This is a genomic window from Vreelandella sedimenti (genome assembly GCF_013416325.1).
Lineage (GTDB): Bacteria > Pseudomonadota > Gammaproteobacteria > Pseudomonadales > Halomonadaceae > Vreelandella > Vreelandella sedimenti.
In genome coordinates this window covers 41,654-60,517 of sequence record NZ_JACCGK010000005.1, presented here as the reverse complement: position 1 = coordinate 60,517, position 18,864 = coordinate 41,654, and the positions used below count along the sequence as shown (strand labels likewise).

General features: G+C 55.7%; 12 protein-coding genes. 9 read left to right on the top strand and 3 right to left on the bottom strand.

What is annotated here, in order from left to right; translation table 11 throughout:
* Positions 1-122 precede the first annotated feature (122 nt).
* From HZU72_RS06620 to HZU72_RS06600, 5 genes are all read left to right on the top strand, one after another.
* Positions 123-3,473: a transglutaminase family protein gene (locus tag HZU72_RS06620; RefSeq protein ID WP_180091084.1), complete on the top strand. Its 3,351-nt coding sequence runs from the start codon at positions 123-125 to the stop codon at positions 3,471-3,473.
* A gap of 63 nt (positions 3,474-3,536) precedes the next feature.
* A complete protein-coding gene (locus HZU72_RS06615; RefSeq protein ID WP_180091083.1) occupies positions 3,537-5,963 on the top strand; it encodes a circularly permuted type 2 ATP-grasp protein in 2,427 nt (808 codons plus the stop codon).
* Complete coding sequence (locus tag HZU72_RS06610) at positions 5,960-6,826, top strand: transglutaminase family protein (RefSeq protein ID WP_180091082.1); 867 nt, start codon at positions 5,960-5,962, stop codon at positions 6,824-6,826. Before HZU72_RS06615 ends, HZU72_RS06610 begins: the two co-directional genes overlap by 4 nt.
* Before the next feature lie 61 nt (positions 6,827-6,887).
* A complete protein-coding gene (locus HZU72_RS06605) occupies positions 6,888-7,313 on the top strand; it encodes a hypothetical protein (protein ID WP_180091081.1) in 426 nt (141 codons plus the stop codon).
* Between the two features lie 98 nt (positions 7,314-7,411).
* The gene (locus HZU72_RS06600) at positions 7,412-9,136 is read left to right on the top strand and encodes a potassium/proton antiporter (protein ID WP_180091080.1); all 1,725 of its coding nucleotides are present in this window, start codon (positions 7,412-7,414) and stop codon (positions 9,134-9,136) included.
* A gap of 45 nt (positions 9,137-9,181) precedes the next feature.
* Here HZU72_RS06600 and HZU72_RS06595 read toward each other — a convergent pair whose 3' ends face one another.
* Positions 9,182-9,895, bottom strand: a complete 714-nt coding sequence (locus HZU72_RS06595) for a DUF3581 family protein (protein ID WP_180091079.1) — start codon at positions 9,893-9,895, stop codon at positions 9,182-9,184.
* Between the two features lie 109 nt (positions 9,896-10,004).
* Between HZU72_RS06595 and HZU72_RS06590 the strand changes: the two genes are divergently transcribed.
* Positions 10,005-13,007 (top strand): AsmA family protein, encoded by a 3,003-nt coding sequence (locus HZU72_RS06590; RefSeq protein ID WP_180091078.1) that lies wholly within the window; start codon positions 10,005-10,007, stop codon positions 13,005-13,007.
* 10 nt (positions 13,008-13,017) lie between these two features.
* Here HZU72_RS06590 and HZU72_RS06585 read toward each other — a convergent pair whose 3' ends face one another.
* Entirely contained in the window at positions 13,018-13,734 is a 717-nt protein-coding gene (locus HZU72_RS06585; protein WP_180091077.1) for a trimeric intracellular cation channel family protein, read from the bottom strand.
* A 170-nt stretch (positions 13,735-13,904) separates the two neighbouring features.
* On the opposite strand from HZU72_RS06585, the gene HZU72_RS06580 reads away from it, so the two are divergent.
* The 3 genes from HZU72_RS06580 (at position 13,905) to HZU72_RS06570 (ending at position 17,507) form a co-directional block, all read left to right on the top strand.
* Entirely contained in the window at positions 13,905-14,399 is a 495-nt protein-coding gene (locus tag HZU72_RS06580) for an NfeD family protein (RefSeq protein WP_180091076.1), read from the top strand.
* Between the two features lie 2 nt (positions 14,400-14,401).
* Entirely contained in the window at positions 14,402-15,454 is a 1,053-nt protein-coding gene (locus tag HZU72_RS06575) for an SPFH domain-containing protein (protein ID WP_180091075.1), read from the top strand.
* Between the two features lie 253 nt (positions 15,455-15,707).
* Positions 15,708-17,507, top strand: coding sequence for a GGDEF domain-containing protein (locus HZU72_RS06570; protein ID WP_180091074.1), 1,800 nt, complete (start codon positions 15,708-15,710; stop codon positions 17,505-17,507).
* A 20-nt stretch (positions 17,508-17,527) separates the two neighbouring features.
* Here HZU72_RS06570 and HZU72_RS06565 read toward each other — a convergent pair whose 3' ends face one another.
* Complete coding sequence (locus tag HZU72_RS06565; protein WP_180091073.1) at positions 17,528-18,847, bottom strand: DUF2252 domain-containing protein; 1,320 nt, start codon at positions 18,845-18,847, stop codon at positions 17,528-17,530.
* Between the last annotated feature and the right edge of the window lie 17 nt (positions 18,848-18,864).

Genomic DNA, 18,864 nt, shown 5'->3' with positions numbered 1-18,864 from the left:
AAACGTCTTAGTTAAGATAGCGGCTGCAAAAAAGTAAAAGTGGAACGATACTTGCGAAACGTTCGGTTATTCCTTAACCCAACCGACCAGCCGGTTAATAACGGTTCTTTTGAGGGTGGCTCATGACCATTCGCGTTGCCTTGTATCATCGTACGACTTACCACTTTGACCGCCCGGTGCGTCTTTCGCCCCATGTTATTCGACTGCGCCCAGCGCCCCACTGCCGTACTCATATCGAAGCGTACTCGCTCAAACTCTCCGGCGATGACCACTTTTTAAACTGGCAACAGGATCCGTTCGGCAACTTCAATGCTCGCGTGGTGTTCCCCGAACCGCGCCAAGAGTTAACCATTGCCGTCGAGCTAATTGCCCCGATGACGGTGATTAACCCGTTCGATTTCTTCTTGGACGACATCGCGCAAAAGATTCCTTTTGCCTACCCGGAAGCGCTGCGCCAAGAACTTAGCCCCTATCTTGAAATAACCGAGTCAGGGCCACGGCTAATGGAGTGGCTAAAAGCCGTTCCCCGCGAACCTACTACCACCGTCGATTTTCTGGTCGCGCTTAATCAACGTCTGCAGGACGACATCGGTTACCTAGTGCGCCTGGAGCCCGGTGTCCAGAGCTGCGAAGAAACGCTGACGCTAGCCAGTGGCTCCTGCCGCGACAGCGCCTGGCTGCTGGTGCAAATTTTCCGCCATCTGGGCCTCGCCGCACGTTTTGTGTCTGGCTATCTCATCCAGCTCAAGTCTGATGTTAAAGCACTGGACGGCCCTAGCGGCAGCGAGGTCGACTTCACCGACCTGCACGCCTGGACCGAAGTATTCCTGCCCGGCGCTGGCTGGGTAGGTCTTGACCCCACCTCAGGTCTGTTCGCTGGCGAAGGACACATTCCGCTCGCCGCCACTCCGACAACAGGTAGCGCTGCGGCCATCACCGGGTTTTCGGATAAGTGTGAAGTCACCTTTGATGTGACCATGGAGGTCGAGCGCATCCACGAAGACCCTAGGGTCACTAAGCCCTATAGCGATGAACAGTGGCAGCGTATCTGCAACCTGGGCGACGAAGTGGACGCTGAACTATTGCAGCAGGACGTACGCCTTACTATGGGGGGCGAACCCACCTTCGTATCCGTCGACGATATGGAGAGTCCTCAGTGGAATACCGAAGCGTTAGGTGAGCACAAGCGCGAACGCGCCGAGGCACTGCTAACCCGGTTGCAAGCCGCCTATGCGCCCGGCAGCGCTATTCAGCAACAGCAGGGAAAATGGTACCCCGGTGAACCGTTACCTCGCTGGGCGCTGGCCTGCTACTGGCGGAAAGATGGCGTGCCGCTATGGCGAGACCCTCAATGGCTAGCCTGTATGGAAGGCGCCCCCAAGGTTGACGTTGATGATGCGATGGCGCAACGCTTCACCAAGGCGCTCAGTGAGCGTTTGGGTTTGGCCGAACGCTATTGGATTCCGGCGTTTGAGGATGCCTACTACTACCTTTGGAAAGAGCAGTCGCTGCCGGTCAACGTTGACCCGCGCGAAGCCAATCTCAAGGACGATGCCGAGCGTCACCGTCTAGCCCGCCTGTTGGAGCAAGGCTTGGACGAAGTCGTTGGCTACGCCCTGCCGCTGCGCCACTCGATCAGTCAAGCTCACCGCTGGGAGAGTGGCCGCTGGCCGCTCAAGCGCGACCATTTATTCCTGGTGCCCGGCGATTCGCCCATGGGGCTACGCTTGCCGCTTTCGGCACTGCCTTGGGCTGACCCAGAGGAGCAGCCGCAGCCTGAATCGCTGTTCGCCCCTCGACCTGAACTGGGTGATATTCACGGAGAAGTTGCCCGCCGCAACGCCGAACAGCTGCACATCAGCGACGCCGAACGCTTGGGTCGCTCAAGCCACCCTAGCCCATCACATCCCGAGGGCGAAGCCGTTCAACAGCAGCCACGGGCAAACAGCGACCGGGAAAGTAGCGTTATTCACACCAGCCTATGTGTGGAGCCACGGGATGGCCGCCTACATATTTTCCTGCCCCCGCTGACCAGCTTAGAGCACTACCTTGACCTACTTAGCACCGTTGAGGAGTGCGCCAAGGAGCTCGCTTGCCCGATCATGATAGAGGGCTACTCGCCGCCTCGGGATCCGCGTCTGGAAAACTTTATGATCACCCCCGACCCAGGTGTGATCGAAGTGAATATTATGCCTGCGGCCAGTTGGCAAACCTTGGTGGCACAAACCGAACGGCTTTACGCTGAAGCACGGGAAACCCGCCTAGGCACCGAGAAATTTATGCTTGATGGGCGCCATACCGGCACCGGCGGTGGTAACCATGTCACCCTGGGCGGGTTGACGCCTGAAGATTCGCCATTTTTGCGTCGCCCGGATCTGCTGGCCAGTTTAGTGACCTACTGGCAGCACCATCCCAGTCTGTCTTATCTGTTTTCGGGCCTGTTCATCGGCCCAACCAGCCAAGCCCCGCGGGTGGATGAAGCGCGCCATGAAGCCCTCTATGAGCTGGAAATCGCCCTACAGCAAATGCCCGAAGGTGAAGTGGTACAGCCCTGGCTGGTCGATCGCTTATTGCGCCACCTGCTCACCGACTTAAGCGGCAATACTCACCGCGCCGAGTTCTGTATCGACAAGCTCTATTCGCCGGATAGCGACAGCGGCCGCCTCGGATTACTGGAACTACGCGGCTTTGAGATGCCGCCCCACGCCCGCATGGGGCTGATGCAGATGCTGCTGATCCGCGCCTTGGTAGCGCGCTGCTGGAAAACGCCCTACCGAGCCAAACCGGTGCGTTGGGGCAGTGCGCTGCAGGATCGCTGGATGCTGCCCCACTACCTGTGGAGTGACCTTGACGACGTGCTGAGTGACTTGCGCCACCACGGCTTCGATTTTGACCTGGAGTGGTTTGCCCCCTTCCTGGAGTTTCGCTTCCCGCTGCACGGACGCTTGCACACCCCAATGCTGGATATCGAGCTGCGCCAAGCCATCGAACCCTGGCATGTATTGGGTGAAGAGGCCTCCGCGGGCGGCACTGCCCGCTATGTGGATTCCTCAGTGGAGCGCCTGGAAGTCAAGGTGAGTGGCATGAGCGGTGACCGCTATGTGGTGACCTGCAACGGCCGTCGCGTACCGCTTTCAGCTACCGGCAGAAACGGTGAAGCCGTGGCTGGAGTGCGTTACCGCGCCTGGCAGCCGCCCTCAGCGCTGCATCCGCAAATTCCCATTCACGCGCCGCTGGTGTTTGATGTCATCGACACCTGGAACCAGCGTTCAGTCGCGGGCTGTACTTACTATGTAGTACATCCCACAGGGCGTAATTTCGATACCTTCCCGGTCAATGCGTTTGAAGCCGAAGCACGAAGACTAGGGCGTTTTAGTGACAGCGGCCATCGTCATGGCCATCAGGTTCCAAAGCTGGAACCCCCCAGCCTGGAACTGCCGCACACCCTCGACCTGCGTTGGACGCCCAGCTAATGCTTTTCTCTTAGCGGCTAGTGCAGGATAATCCGCCTCCTACTTTTCAGGATTACAAGGATAATGACGGCCCCTGTCTCTCCCTCACTTCTCGCGCCCGCGGCTAACGGGCTTGTTGAGGATTACTTACATCAGCTAGGCAAGGGACAGCCCGGCACGTTTGACGCCATGCTTGATGGCCAAGGGCAGCTACGCCCCGGTTGGCAGAGCTTGCTCGGCTCATTGGAAAACCTCGGCCCGGTGGGTCGCCACCAGCAGCATGACGAGATTCAGCGCCTACTGGCTGAAAATGGCGTGATTTTTAATATGCATGATGAAACCCAGGGACGTTCGTGGCGGCTCGACCCGCTTCCCTGGGTGATTGATGAACCGCGATGGCATGCATTAGAAACAGGGCTAATCCAGCGCAGTCGTCTGTTGAGCGCCCTTTATGACGATATCTATGGGCCCAAAACGCTCTTTGAGGCGGGGCTACTTCCCACCCAGGAACTGCTTGCCTCAGCACATTTATTACTGCCCTGTCATCAGTCACTGCCCAACGACCGCGCGCCGATTACTTTCCACGGCGTGGATGTAATTCAGGATACTCAAGGCCAGTGGCGAGTGATGGCAGACCGTCTACAGGCGCCATCAGGCACCGGTTTTGCGCTTGAAAACCGTATACTGATGGCCCGCGCCCTGCCGGATATGTACCGCAATGCGCCATTAAAACGGTTAGCGGGGTTTCTGGACCTACACCACCGCACGCTGATCGCCATGGCCTATCAGCATCGCGATAACCCTACGCTTATTTTATTAACGCCGGGGCCGGGGAGCCCTCGCTATTTTGAGCACGCCTATTTAGCCAATTACCTCAATATTGCGCTGGTAGAAGGCCAGGATTTAGTCATACGCGATACCCAAGTATGGCTGCGCACCCTGGGCGGTTTGCAGCCAGTAGATGTGATACTGCGCCACTGCGACGACGCTTATTGCGACCCGCTGGAGCTGCGCGGTGATTCACAGCTGGGCGTACCCGGGTTATTGCAGGCCATGCGCGCAGGCGGCGTGGCGCTATCGAACGCCTTGGGGGTGGGCATTTTGGAAGCCCCGGTGTTAGCAGACTACTTACCGATGCTGTGCGAGCACCTGCTCGGCGAGCCCCTGCTATTGCCTAACGCCGATGCCACGACGCAGCCAGCCACCGCACCGGTTTTCGATAGCCACCTACAGCGTCTGGAACCCACCACGCTCAACCTACGCTGCTTTGTAACACGCACCCCCAATGCTACTGCCAAAAGCAGCACTGCTGCTAAAAATAGTGCGACCGGCGAGTACCAAGTAATGCCCGGTGGTTTAGCTTGGGTTGGCGAACCTGGCTTGCCATCACTAAGCAGCACCATCGTTAAAGACGTGTGGGTTACGGCGGCTTCTCCCCAACCCCATGTTAGCCAGCTTCGTCAGGCCCGCGGCCCCGTGGTGGCCACTCGTGACGGCACCGATCTACCTAGCCGAGTGGCCGAAAGCCTGTTTTGGTTAGGCCGCTACGGTGAGCGATTGGACACCCGCGCGCGACTTCTTCGTGAAGCGCTAATGAGGCTAATGGAGTACGACCAGGATGAGATCGCCGATCAACTGCTCGATGAACTTCTGCTGGCACTGGATATCACCACGCTAAACGAAGAGGACGAACAGCGGCTACAGGCACCGTTGATTGGTTTTGATCTAAAGCGATCCGCGCTGTTGGCGCAGTTTGATGACGTGGATCCCCAGGCCTTACAGCCACTGTTTGCCCAACTAATGCGCAACGCACGCAGCGTGCGTGACCACTTAGGCGATGACTCCTGGCGAGTGGTGCATCAACTGCGTCAGCGCATGGCCAGCTTCAACCCCAGCTTGGGGGCAAGCGCGGCGCGGCGCGCTTGCGAAGGGCTGTCTGCTCAGCTAGCCGCCTTCTTCGGGCTGTGTAACGAAACCATGCCTCATCACTACGGCTGGCGGTTTATGGATATCGGCCGCTTCCTGGATCGTGTGCTGGGGCTACTATCGCTGCTCAAGCTCACTCTCAATGCGCCGCACTCGCCGGGGCTGGCGTTGTGGGAAGTCGTGCTCGCCACCACCGATAACTTTACCGCCTATCGCCGCCGCTACCGCAGCGAGCTTCACCCTGCGGCGATTCTCGATCTACTGCTGTTCGATGAAACCAATCCTCGCTCGGTGGGCTATATGCTCAAACGCATTGAACGACAGATGGATCGCCTGCCCGGCAGCTCCTCGCCCTACCGTAACGCCGAACGGCGGCTATTAATTCAGGCCAATGCGGCACTGCACCTGGCCGACATTGATCGCTTAAGTCATCTAGCCGATACGCCGGAGGCACAGGATGCCTTAGAGCAACTGCTGGATGCTTTAATTGAACCCTTAAGCGCGCTTTCTGAAGCCATTAGTCAGAGTCATTTCAGCCACGTGGAGCGGCCACGCCAGTTAGTCAGCATGGAGCCTGATGCATGAACTACACCCTGCGCCATACCACCCGCTACCACTACAGCGCCCCTGTGACGCTGTGCCATAGTGAAGCGCGGGTGCTACCGCGTAAAACGCCGCATCAGCACTGTGGCGCCTCAGAACTGCAGATCAGCCCCGCCCCGCAGGTGCAGATGGAGCGGCGTGATGTATTCGGCAATCGAGTGCTCTATTTCGCCATGGAGGATGTTCATCAAACCTTGGATGTCACTGTGGTAACGCCGCTGAGCACGCAACCCTTAGCGGCGCTACCCACCACCTCAACGGCGTGGGAACAAGTCGCTCAGCAGCTTAGCCAGGACAACAGTTTTGACATTCAACTTTACCGCCTCGACTCACCGTTTATTCGCCGTAATGATGAGCTGGCCACCTTTGCCCACAGCTGCTTTACCCCAGGCAGGCCAATAGTCGAGGCGGCTCTCGCGCTCAATGAACTGATTCATCAAACCTTCGAGTATGACCCCAGCTTTACCACACTAGCAACGCCGCTAAGCGAAGTACTCGCCAACCGGCGAGGTGTCTGCCAGGATTTTGCTCATCTCGCTATTGGTGCATTGCGTTCGGTAGGTCTTGCTGCGCGCTATGTCAGTGGCTATTTGGAAACCCAACCCCCGCCCGGCCAACCACGCCTGATCGGCGCAGATGCTTCCCATGCATGGCTGGCGACCTGGATTCCGGAATGGGGGTGGCTGGCACTTGACCCCACCAATGGCACCGTGGCCAGTGAACAGCACCCTGTACTGGCCTGGGGGCGAGATTACGCCGACGTAGCCCCGCTAAAAGGCGTCATGAACGGGGGCGGCGAACACCGCCTGGAAGTCGAAGTGGATGTCATGCCCCTGGTGGGCTGATGCAAACCAACTCCACCTAAGGTATAACAGGTACATAGTTGGCTTGTTCAAGGAAGACGCGATGCAGCAAGGGGGTGGGGATGGTAAAAACGTCGGGCATACGCCTCTCTGGACATCCCAGCTCCTGCTTCTGGGCTGTTTCCTGGTCTTGCTATCGGGTGCCATAGAACAGTTTTACAAACCACATTTCACCGAGCTGCAACAGGCCGATGAAAACCTGAAAAGTCTTTCGAGCCACTACGGTTTCGCGCCACTCCCCACCAAGCTACGAATAAGAAACGATGCCGCCAAGCGGCAGGCAGATAAAGAACTTTCGAAGGGCATCGAATGGTCAGGCGACGATAACCCTCCCGTCAGCTTTGTCGCCTCGCTGCATTCCGCCATCTCCCACCAGGCAATTCTTGGCCGCATCGTTTCAAACGACAGCAGCGGCTGTGCCCTCCTTCTTCCCCCCGGCCGGGCGCCGCCTATCCTCGCAAAGAGCTAATTACGTCGTTGTTCAGTTATTCATTAGTGTAGTGGCACCGCTTTAGAGACACGTTGCCATTGCAAACTATCAGTACCGTTTAGAAGGGTTCTCTGTTTATGTTTCCCGTTGACCAGCTCATCTTACTTGCTGCGATTTTAATATTGGTGGGCATTGTATCGAGCAAATTATCTGCCCGCCTTGGCTTACCTGTCCTGGTTCTGTTCTTGGTCATTGGCATGCTGGCCGGTGAGAGTGGTATTGGAGGAATTGCCTTCGACAACCCAGCGGGGGCACATGCCCTAGGCACGCTGGCGCTGGCAATGATCCTCTTTGACGGCGGGCTTCAAACGCCTACCTCGTCGATTCGAAAAGTCTGGAAACCCGCCTCCCTGCTCGCCACTTTCGGGGTGTTGATCACGGCTCTAATCACCGGCGTGGCAGCCGCCTACATTCTCGACTTGCCGCTGCTGGAAGGCCTCCTGCTAGGGGCTATAGTGGGCTCCACAGATGCCGCAGCGGTATTTTCGCTGTTAAGAAACGCCGGCATACATATCAATAAAAAACTGAAATCCACGCTAGAGATCGAAAGCGCCTCAAACGACCCGATGGCTATATTCCTTACCGTCGGGTTGCTGGAAGTGCTGGTCAATGGCATGGAACCAGGTACGGGGCTGCTTGAGCTCTTCGTCATGCAGATGGGCGTGGGTGGCCTGGTAGGGCTTGGCGTAGGATGGGCATCGGTAAAGATCATTAACCGCATCCACCTGGTGGCCTCGGGCCTTTACCCGGTAATGGTGGCCGCGTGTGGCTTCCTTTCCTTTGGTATCTCAGCCAACGCAGGGGGTAGCGGATTCCTGGCCATTTTCCTGACCGGGGTGTTCATTGGCAACCACCGTATTGCCTTTCAGCGCAGCACGTTCCTGTTTCATGATGGGCTCGCCTGGCTAAGCCAGATCGTGATGTTCGTGGTATTGGGACTACTGATAAACCCGGTGTCTCTGCTGGATGTATGGCTGGAAGGGCTGGTGATTGCTGCAGTACTGATTTTGGTTGCCCGGCCAATCGCCGTGTTGCCGGTCATGAAGCTGTTCGGCTTCAATGCCCGTGAGGCCAGTTTAGTGGCCTGGGTAGGCCTACGTGGCTCCGTCCCTATTATCCTGGCTATTTTTCCGCTGATGTTCGGGCTGGAGGGTGCAGAATTAATCTTCAATGTGGTGTTTTTCGTGGTGCTAATCTCGGCAACCATCCAGGGCACCACCCTGCCAGTGGTGGCCCGCAAGCTGGGATTGACTGAAAAACCACCAGCGGTACCGGCGGCCAGCCTTGAGATTACCGCGCTGGAAGAGGTAGATGCCGATATTGTGGAGTACACCCTGAGCGACCATCCACGCGCAGCGGGTCGGCGGCTTTCACAAATGGCACTACCCGATACGACGGTCGTCGCGATGATTACCCGGGGTAAGGACGTAATTCCCCCGCGAGGCTCGACAGAGCTAATGGCTGGCGATCACCTGTTCGTGGTACTGCGTCCTGAGACGAGACCGTTTATCGACTGTGTCTTTTCAGATGCGGTGGGCGCGGTCAGTGACGAACTGCCCGATCAGGAGCTGAAGCTCAAGGGCAGTACCAGGATAGACGATTTACGCCACTCGTATGGCATGTTGATCGAAGAAGAGGATGGCCAGACGACTCTCGATGCGCTGCTGCGCAATACACTCTCCAGCCAGCCGGAGATAGGCGACTCACTTCAGCTCAATGGCATCATGCTGGCGGTACTGGCAACACTCGGTGGTCGTATTACCACGGTTGGCTTGACGGTGCAGGACAAGCCTGACCAATAAGCGCCTTATCCATACTTAGCCTCGCAAGAGGCTAAGTACCAGTGTTCAAGTCGAGGCCGTCTCGTAAGCGGCCTTGAGACGATAGAACTCTTCTACAATAGCGGCCATTTCATCGGCGTCGTAGTCGCAAAGGCCGCTCACTACGAGCTTCTTAGACCCAACACCCACAGCCTCCCCGGCGGACTCAATAGAGAACTCCAGCAGTGCATCGGCACGTTTACCGTGAACCTCCAGCGAAGAGTGATTCAGCGTCAAGCCCGGTGCAAAACCATCCAAGCGCTCGAGTGAAAACCCCATGCTATCGTAGATCACCAGTGGACGTTTGGGGTTAAACATGACCCCGTGCTCTTCCATCAGCGGTTTGAGATAGTGCGGAAAGTTTTTGCCTGAAAACGCGACATAGCAACGCGCAAAGGCTTCCACCACGGCAGGATCGTGGGTAATGTCACCACTACGCACTACCTTTAAGTAACATTTGCCACTCTCATCGCAGACGTGAAGTGCACCGTTGTCTGCTTCGCTAAACTTAAGCGGCGTATCAGCGCCCACCATGTTGGTGAAGCGAAATTCCATTTGCCGCGACAACCCAAACTTTGTGAGCACCAGCACAAACAGTAAATCACCGGGCACACAAAAGCGGCGTGCATCCGGGTTATGAATAGGGTTGTAGTCACCCGCCACGCCTTTGGCGAAGCGACTGGCCTGCTCTGCAGAGATCACTACATACTCTCCGCGCTGCGCGTAAAAATCCTTGAACATGGCGTTTGTTGCCTGCCTAGCGTTGAAATCGAAAACCCGTCACTGCCCAACGCCGCGCATAATGCCATAAAACACGCCCCAACAGGAGTTATCTGCCAGGGAAGCCACTATGTCAGACGCGAACACTCGTAAAAATCGCCTACCTCGCCTGCTGCGAAGGGTGTTGATTGGCCTACTGTTTATCCTCTTTACCTGGGTGGCGGGCAGCTATTGGCTGCTTAACAGCCAGTGGCTCCCCGAGCGCATTTCACAATTCGAGGGAATCGATATCCGCTGGGAGCAAGGCGTTAGCCACCACCCAGGCCGCTGGGAAGTAGAGGGGCTTTATCTTGCGCGTGAAGATGAAGCACTGCCCATCTCAATTGAAGCCGAACGTGCTACCCTTTCGCTCTCGCTAATGGCTCTATTACGCGGCGAGCTGCATATCGACACACTCGATGCCGAGGGTATTCGCCGCCTGACCATAGGCGATATCGCACTTGAAGCTGACGGCCAGCTGCAGGTAACGGAGACTACGCTAAGTCGCGACACCCTAGCGATTCCTAACGTTTCCCTCGCCATTACCAATGGTCGTTTAGTTCGCTTGAGCGATCAAGAGACCTTAGTGCGTGATATTAATCTTAACGCTGATGCGACACTCAATGCGATAACCCCTGTCGATGCTGCCAGCGGCGAGTTGAACCCCAATCTACTATCAGCGCTCTCAGCACAGCTTCAGTTGGATGCCCAGGCGGATGCCTGGAATGTCTTTATGCCCTACCTAGACACCCTGCCCTGGCTAACCCTTGAGGGGCGCGGGGCGCTAACTGGGGCACTGGGGCTCACCGCCGGTGAATTACAGCCCGGCAGCAAGCTTATACTGAACGCGCCCCTGTTACGCTTAGCGATTGATGAGCAACGTTTACGTGCGCCGACTGACTCGCCGCGCTGGATACTGGCGGATACCCCTCCGCCTCGCCACACGGCTACGGGTGAAGGCCAAGTTCGCTTGTCGGTTGAGAACGATCAACTGCATTTTTCAACGCAGTTGGCCGATGTTGAGCTAGCTGACACGCACCCTTACGCAGAGCACGCCGAGCTACGCCTTGCTACCCAAATTCCTAATCAGCGACTGGATCAACTCGATCTGCCCACCTCAGCGACACTCGCCTTGCAAGGCGATATCACCCGCCTGGATATGCTGGATCGATATCTTTCGCCCGGTGCAGGAGGACAGGATTCTGAAGGAGAGAGTTCTGAAGGAGAGAGTTCTGAAGAACAGAGCCCTGAACTCGAAGGCATCAGTCTTTCGGGCCATGGACAAATTGAGGCCTCCGCCAGCATTCGCCAATCGCGCCTTTTTGATGCTCAACTAAGTATTCAAGCAACTGAGTTGATAGCGGATACGCGTGGTTTCATTGCCCAAGGTGGCGGCTCGCTAGATGCCCAGCTAACACCACAAGCAATTATTGAAGCAACGCTTAACTTTAACAACGCCACGCTGCACCACCAAGAGCGTCTGCTGCTTGATGATGCCGCTATCAACGTCTCAGCATCGAGCCCAGCTGATCCAGACAAAGCCCGCGAAGAAGCATCCGCGACGTTGAGCTGGCAATCCGCGCGTCTGCCTAATATCAGCGTTTTACAAACTTACTTAGGCGCCATTTTACCTGACCCCGCGCCACTGCAGTTGCTTAGCGGGAAAGCCGCAAGCCACGGCCAGCTCACCATGGCGTCAAAACAGCTCAGCGGAGAGATGCATTTAGCCGGAAATGGGCTTACCACACGCTGGCAACACGGCGAACAAGTCAGCACGTTAACCAGTGATATGCAGCTTTTCCTGCCTATTCAGCAGGCAGCAATGGATGGCTCAACGCTGAACATCAGCGGCACCCGGTTGAGCTGGCAAGTGGCCGATGTCGACCAACCGAGCGAACGCTTAGAGAGCGTATTGGTGCTAAATGATGGTCATTTTCAACGCAGAGGTGACGTACCAAGCGGGCAATTTTCACTCGAAGGAAGCGTGCAACGGCTGGGCTTTTTAAATGCGTTTCTGCCTGACGCCCACGGCTTAACCATCGCGGGTGAAGGCCAGCTTTCTGCTCGGGGCGCCTTTCACGATAACCGCTTGCTGCCCCCCACTCGGCTGCGGGTCAACGCCGACCAGTTAGAAATCACGTTTTTAGATTATCTCGCCACCGGACGCGGCGAACTCACCACCCAGTTGGATAGCACCGAGCGGGCCCAGCTCTCGCTTGGCATCCCCCGCTTTACTTTGAGTCGCCAAGGCGATGATAGCCCGCACCTGGAAGGACGCCACTTTGCTCTCACCACGCAAACCGAGCGCTTTAGCGATGTGCTTGAATCTCCCCAGCCCGAGCACTTCACCACGCGCATCGCGCTGCCGATTACCGAGGTGCCCGACTTCACCCGTTACAACCGCTACCTACCCGAAGGCGCGGGTATTAGGTTGCTGGATGGGCAAGCCAGCCTGGAAAGCGAGTGGCTGTTGGAAGGATTAAACGCACAGGGCGAAATAACCCTGCGCGCCTTTGGCGCAGAGTTAGCATTGCTGGATCAGCGGCTTCGCGGCGACGTTCATCTCGACTTACACCTCACCGACGGCGACCTGGAAACGCGTCGCTTTAACGCCGATGACTCATTCCTACGCCTGGAGAACGTTAGCCGACAAAGTGAAAATGGCTCTACCGATGCTGGTTGGTGGGTAACGCTTTCCATGTTGGATGCGCAATTGGCGTGGGAAGACCCTGTTCGTCTCGTCAGCCAGCTCCGCCTTGAGATGCGCGATACCGGTTTACTCGCCCGGCTATTTCTCGCCCGCGCAAGGGATAGCGACTGGTTAGGGCGACTGCTAAATGTGCACGATATCGGGGGCACGGCGCAGCTAGAGATCAGCGGCGAGCAGATCAGCCTTAGCGACTTGATGCTCACTGGTGGCCCGCTGCTGCTGCTTTCCGATGTCGCTCTGGCAGACCGCAGCGCAAACGGCGTGCTCTATGCCCGCCTTGGCGTGCTTGGATTAGGGGTTGAACTTGAGGACAGCGAACCAGCCTTACGCGTTATTCAACCCCGCCGCTGGTTTGACCGCTGGCGGGAGGCCAATAGCAGGTGATAAAAATAATTTAGTGTTTTTTGCGCTCACGGCGAATCATCCTCACCCGCTCTTTAGCCTTTTGCGGCGTAGAGAGCGGTGCAGCCGCCTCATCATGGGTTTTCGGTGGCACCGTGACCCAGGCAAACACCGGCAGCGCCAAGTGCCAATGGATCGCCGCCAAACGCAACCCTAGGGTGACGCTTAGTGAGGTGGCAATCGCCATGGTCAGCGGCGCCTCCAGGGCATGCAGCGCCACGTAAACGATTCCCCCAGCCATCGCTGCCGTCGCATAAACTTCTTCGCGAAGCACCATGGGCACTCGCTGGGCCAATACATCACGTATCATGCCGCCTGCTACGCCGGTCATCATGCCCATCAACACCGCCACCATACCCGATGTGCCCAACAGAAGCGCTTTATGGGCACCAATAACCGTGAACAGCGCCAGCCCAAACGCATCGGCAATCGGCAAAAAGCCTCGCGACAGCCTGTGGATATAGTGAAAGCCCATCAACGACACACCCACAGTGGCTAAAATCACCCACAGGTAGGTTGGATCCGTCACCCAGAACACTGGCCTGACACCGAGCACTAAATCACGCAGCGTGCCTCCACCAATGCCGGTCACGGCGGCCAGCACGAGCATACCTATAGGATCCATGCGCGACCGGCACGCCAAAATCACGCCCGACAGCGCGAACACGATGACACCCGCCATATCCAGCCAATAGACCACGCCCGACACGCCCTTCTCCTTTTGCTCGCTATCTTTAAAGGCAGGCAGGATAGCACCCTTCAGAGGATATGCTCGCACCAAAAAACACGCTTGCGACCTAAGCAAGATAAGTTCACATAATTAGGTTACGCTGACCTAATTGTCATTAACACTTGCATTCACGACGGAGCAACACTGCTATGGACTGGAGCCCGGCTTATAGCTGGCTGGTACTCGCCTTACTATTAAGTTTGGCAGAGCTGACTTCTGGCGCGATGGTGCTGCTAGCGCTGGGTATTGCCGCTGCGCTAACAGCGGCCGTTACAGCGCTAGGATTAACGCTTCCTTGGCAACTGCTTAGCATGGCTATTTTTACCGGGCTACTGCTGCCAATATGCATTATGGTCATTCGCCCGCGCTTCTCCCCCCGCGGCGTTGCTTATGGCACAACAGGTACAGGTGTGGAAAAAGGTAATCGCTACACTACTCTACGCCGGGATTTTGATGATGCCACGGGCATTAAAGTCAACGGCGACTTCTACCGCCTGCGCGTACTTGAAAGCGGTGAAACCGAGCTACCCAGCGGTACGCTGGTCATATTTAAACGATTTGAAGGCACCACTGCGCTAGTCGCGTTACATCAGCCTGACGATACAGCCTCTCAAGATGACAATTCCCAACGCAAGGAGCCTTAACCATGGATCTGCCTGTAAGCCCCGGCTTATTAATAAGCCTCATTATTGTCGTGATCGCAGTACTGATCATCTCTAAAGGTCTGATTATTATTCGCCAATCGGAAGTGATGGTGGTTGAGCGCCTAGGTTCTTTTCACCGTGTTTTAGAAAGCGGCATTAACATCATCATTCCATTTATCGAACAACCCCGCGCGATCACTATGTTGCGTTATCGCAAAATGGGCGAGGACTATACCGCGATCACCACCGACGAAACCCGCATTGACCGACGCGAAACGGTGATGGATTTCCCCGGTCAACCGGTCGTCACCACCGATAACGTCACCGTTCGTATCAATGGCGCGCTCTACTACCAAATCATCGACCCCAAGCGGGCCGTCTATGAGGTAGAGAATATGAGCCAGGCCGTCGAAGTACTAGCGAAAACCACGCTACGCTCCGTGGTTGGCAAAATGGAACTGGATAAACTGTTTGAATCCCGTGCGGAAGTGAATAATGAGATTCAGGCCGCGATGGAAGAGCCTGCGTCCAAGTGGGGGGTCAAAATCTCCCGTGTCGAAGTACAGGATATAGCCATGCCGGAAGAGGTGGAAACTGCTATGCGCCTGCAAATGGCCGCCGAGCGTAAGCGCCGCGCCACCGTCACCGAAGCCGAGGGGGAAAAATCAGCGGCGATTGCCATGGCCCAGGGCCAGCGTGAATCCTCAATTCTCAACGCTCAAGGTGATAAAGAGTCGGCTATTCTGCGTGCCCAGGGTGAGCAGGAGTCAATTAAACTGGTGCTTAGTGCCATTGGCGATAGTGAAGAGAATAAGCGCACCGTAGTGGGCTACCTGCTGGGCCAGAGCTATATCAAGGTACTACCCAATATGGCGAAAAATGGTGAGCGAGTATTTGTACCCTACGAGTCCTCTGCTCTGCTTGGCTCAATGGGCATGTTCCGCGAAATGGCCGGCTCACCAGAAGATACTGTCGCACACCATCTTAAAAGCCGTAATCACGGTGACAGTGATTTTCGCAGTGGGATAGTAGGCGGCGCCGCTAGCGGGCTCTAACCGCGTAATCAAACCACAGACTAAAAATGCGATAGACCGAGCCCAGGAAGGCTCGGTTTTTTACTTCCGATTTTATTTCTCTACTACCCACGGCCAAACGTTGAAGAAACACGCATCACCTAAGCCAATATTTAGCTAAACTGGGAACCACTGCTCAGAGTATGAGCATCCTGCAGCATCGCTCGTTACTTGTGTCGTTAGTTGATGCCTTTATCAGTGGAATGCAATATTGTTGGAAATCAGGACGTTCACCATGCTGCTTCGTGGGTACGCCATACATTATGGCATTCTACTATTGATGGCATTTGCCATGCTGTTGATGTCCCCAAGCGGCCTCCAGGCTGCTTCTCCGCCACACTCCCTGCAAAACTGGGAGTATCGCTGGGGCGACTCTCCTTACGATGCCGATAGGCGTCCTCAATGGCTGCAAAGCGACTCTACAGAGTGGCAGTCGGTTGACTCTCCTTCAAACCCACCTGGCCGCAACGGGCACGAACACCTCTGGTTACGCACGACAGTGCCCGCCGGTGATTGGAACGATCCCGTGCTTTTTATCACCAGTATCAATTTGATTGGGCAAGTTTATCTAGGCGATGAACTGATCTATCAATATGGTGAATTTGACGAACAGGGCAAAGGCGATTTTGCGGGCTGGCCCTGGCACATGATCGACCTACCAGAAAATGCCGCCGGTCAGACGCTCAACTTTCGCTTTTACTCTTACTACACCAGTATTGGCTTATGGGGCCAAGTCCAGATAATGGAGCGCATTGAGGTTCTAAAGCAAATTATCCATGAATCTGCTCAGGATCTCGGTGTGAGTGCTTTGGTATTGTTACTCGCTATCCTGGCCACCATTTTCGCATTAATAGGCCCCGAACGCCGCGGTTTCGGGTCTATTGCGTTGTTTGCCTACGCTTCAGGGCTAATGCTGCTTGCGGAGACCCCAGCCCGTCAATTCATTGCCGATGGGCCATTGGCCTGGGACACACTCCGAGCGGCCAGCTACTACACCCTACCGGTGGCACTAGGGTTGTTGCTCAGCTACTGGCTGGAGGGCACCGCTAAGCGCTGGATAACTCACCTGTGGGTTATCCACTTGGTGTATCTGGTGCTGGCGATTGGTTTGGTTCAATTGGGAGAGGTGAGCCTTTCATTAACCTTCCCCATTTTTGATGTCATGCTGGCCTTAACGCTCCCCGTAATGCTGGCGCTTGCGCTCATGCGCTTTCAAAAACTCACTCTTGAACAACGACTTCTGGTCGTGAGTTTTACTTTTTTTGCCCCGCTGCTACTGGCCGATATGGCGGTCGCCCACGGCTTTGTGGGCTGGCGCAGTGTGCCCTTGAGCTACGGCATACTGGCTTTTTCTTTAGCGAACGCGGCTATTTTTCTATGGCACTACCGGCATACACAGCAACAGCTTGCCATGGCCAATGAGACCCTAGAGCAGCAGGTGGCAGCGCGCACCGCCGATCTCGACCGGCTAGTTCAAGAACTCGAAGGGTTATCACGCAAAGACCCGTTAACAGGCTTGCACAACCGACGCCATTTCGACACGACATTCGAGCACCATTGCCAGCGAGTTAAGCAGCATGACAATCAACTGTCCGTGCTAATGCTGGATGTGGATCACTTCAAACAGATTAACGATGATTTTGGTCATGACGCAGGAGATGCCGTGCTGGTCGAAATCGCCCTGTTATTGCGGCACCACCTAAGAGATTTGGATGTGATCTGTCGTTTTGGGGGCGAAGAATTTGTTGCCTTGCTACCTGCCACCTCAAGAATCGCTGCCGAGACGCGCGCGAAGGCGCTGTTAACATCCATTGCTCATCAGGCATTTGTTCATCAAGGCTCTCCTCTTCGGAAAATCACGCTTTCCTGCGGTGTCGCAACATATCCTGATCACACCCAAGACCCTAAGAAATTGCTACGCCTTGCCGATGAAGCGCTTTATCAAGCCAAGCACAGCGGCCGTAACCGCTGTGTCGTATGGGAAGAGACACTTGAAGAGCAGGGATTTATGCTCGGTAGGCAACAGCCGCAATAATCACCACTGGTGCTGGTTAATTAAGCAGGCTCCGCCAGAAAGTGATCGATAAACACAGCGTAATCCTGCTCTGCGCAGTCGGCGTAAGCCACCGCCAGTGTTGTAACCACCTCAACAAAGAGGTCTTCACGCCCTTTTAATCGCTGGTAAACGGCCTTGGCAAAGCGTGTTGAATCACCCTGATTAAGCGCCTGGGCACCGCGCAGGTGTTCACGGGCGAGAATTTCTCCCCACTGCTGTGCCAGTTTTCGATATGACTTACCGCCAGAAAGTTTATGGGTCGGAAAGTCTTTCTTGAACGGCGAGCGCTCACGCACCGAAAACACCTTTCCGTTCATGGTTAGCCAGCCGAGATAGGCATCTGGGTGCTCAGCAATGGCGTGGAAGGCAGCTGCATGACGGATGGCTTCGTTAGGAAACAGCTTGCGCCACGCCTGCTGCTGTTTTTTATCCATTAATCGAAATGCTTCTGGAGGTACCTGCTCTTTAACGTCCAGGATGATGTCATCGTGCTCGTGCTCGACACCGCCTTCAATCAAGACGTAATAGCGTTCGACACCCAACGAACCGGTGCCTGCATCCAAACGCCGTGCCGTATCTTTGACGCGAAAATGGTGGGGATCGCTCTCTTTAATAGCGTGTTGCAGCGTTTGCTGATACTCCTGCTCAATTAAGCGGTGTAGTTGGCTGGCTACATCCGCAGGCAGGTTAGCGAGCTTGCCAGGCCGTTCGGCGAACTGGCGGCCTTTCTGCTCATTTAGAGTGGTCCACTTTTCGAGCATCCGCGCACGGCTCTGCTTATCGGCGACTTTACTCATAAAAGGCTTAAGCAGTCCCTTTGCACTATCAAGGGTCACGGCGTCCACGGGCTTACTATCAACGTGATCGACCAGCGTTTGGTAATAGCCTTTTATTAACTTTTTAAGCGCTTTATCAATCGCTTTTGGATCCAGCTCAGCATTTTCACGAGCATCTAATACGACGCTGATAGCCAGTCGCCACAGGTCATATTGGTAGTCGCCAATCAGCGCATCATCGAAGTCATCCATGCCGTAGCGCACTTGGTCATCGTGGTGACCATAAGCGCCAAAGTTATAGACGTGGGCGTCGCCCTGCAACCAGGTTTGGGTCTCCGGCCAGCCGCCAAACAGGGCAAAACGCCAATCGTGCCATACATCATTCCAGTACAGATGATTACTGCCGCGATAAAAGCGGTAGGGCGACGCAGCCATTTTGGCGTACTTAGCTTGGCGGGTGGCCGTTGGTAAGGCGTTATTCGCCTGGTGGGTAGCCTCAATCACCTGCTGAGGGCGGTTATGTCCAGTCAATGCATGACTCATCGAATTACCTTTGTTGA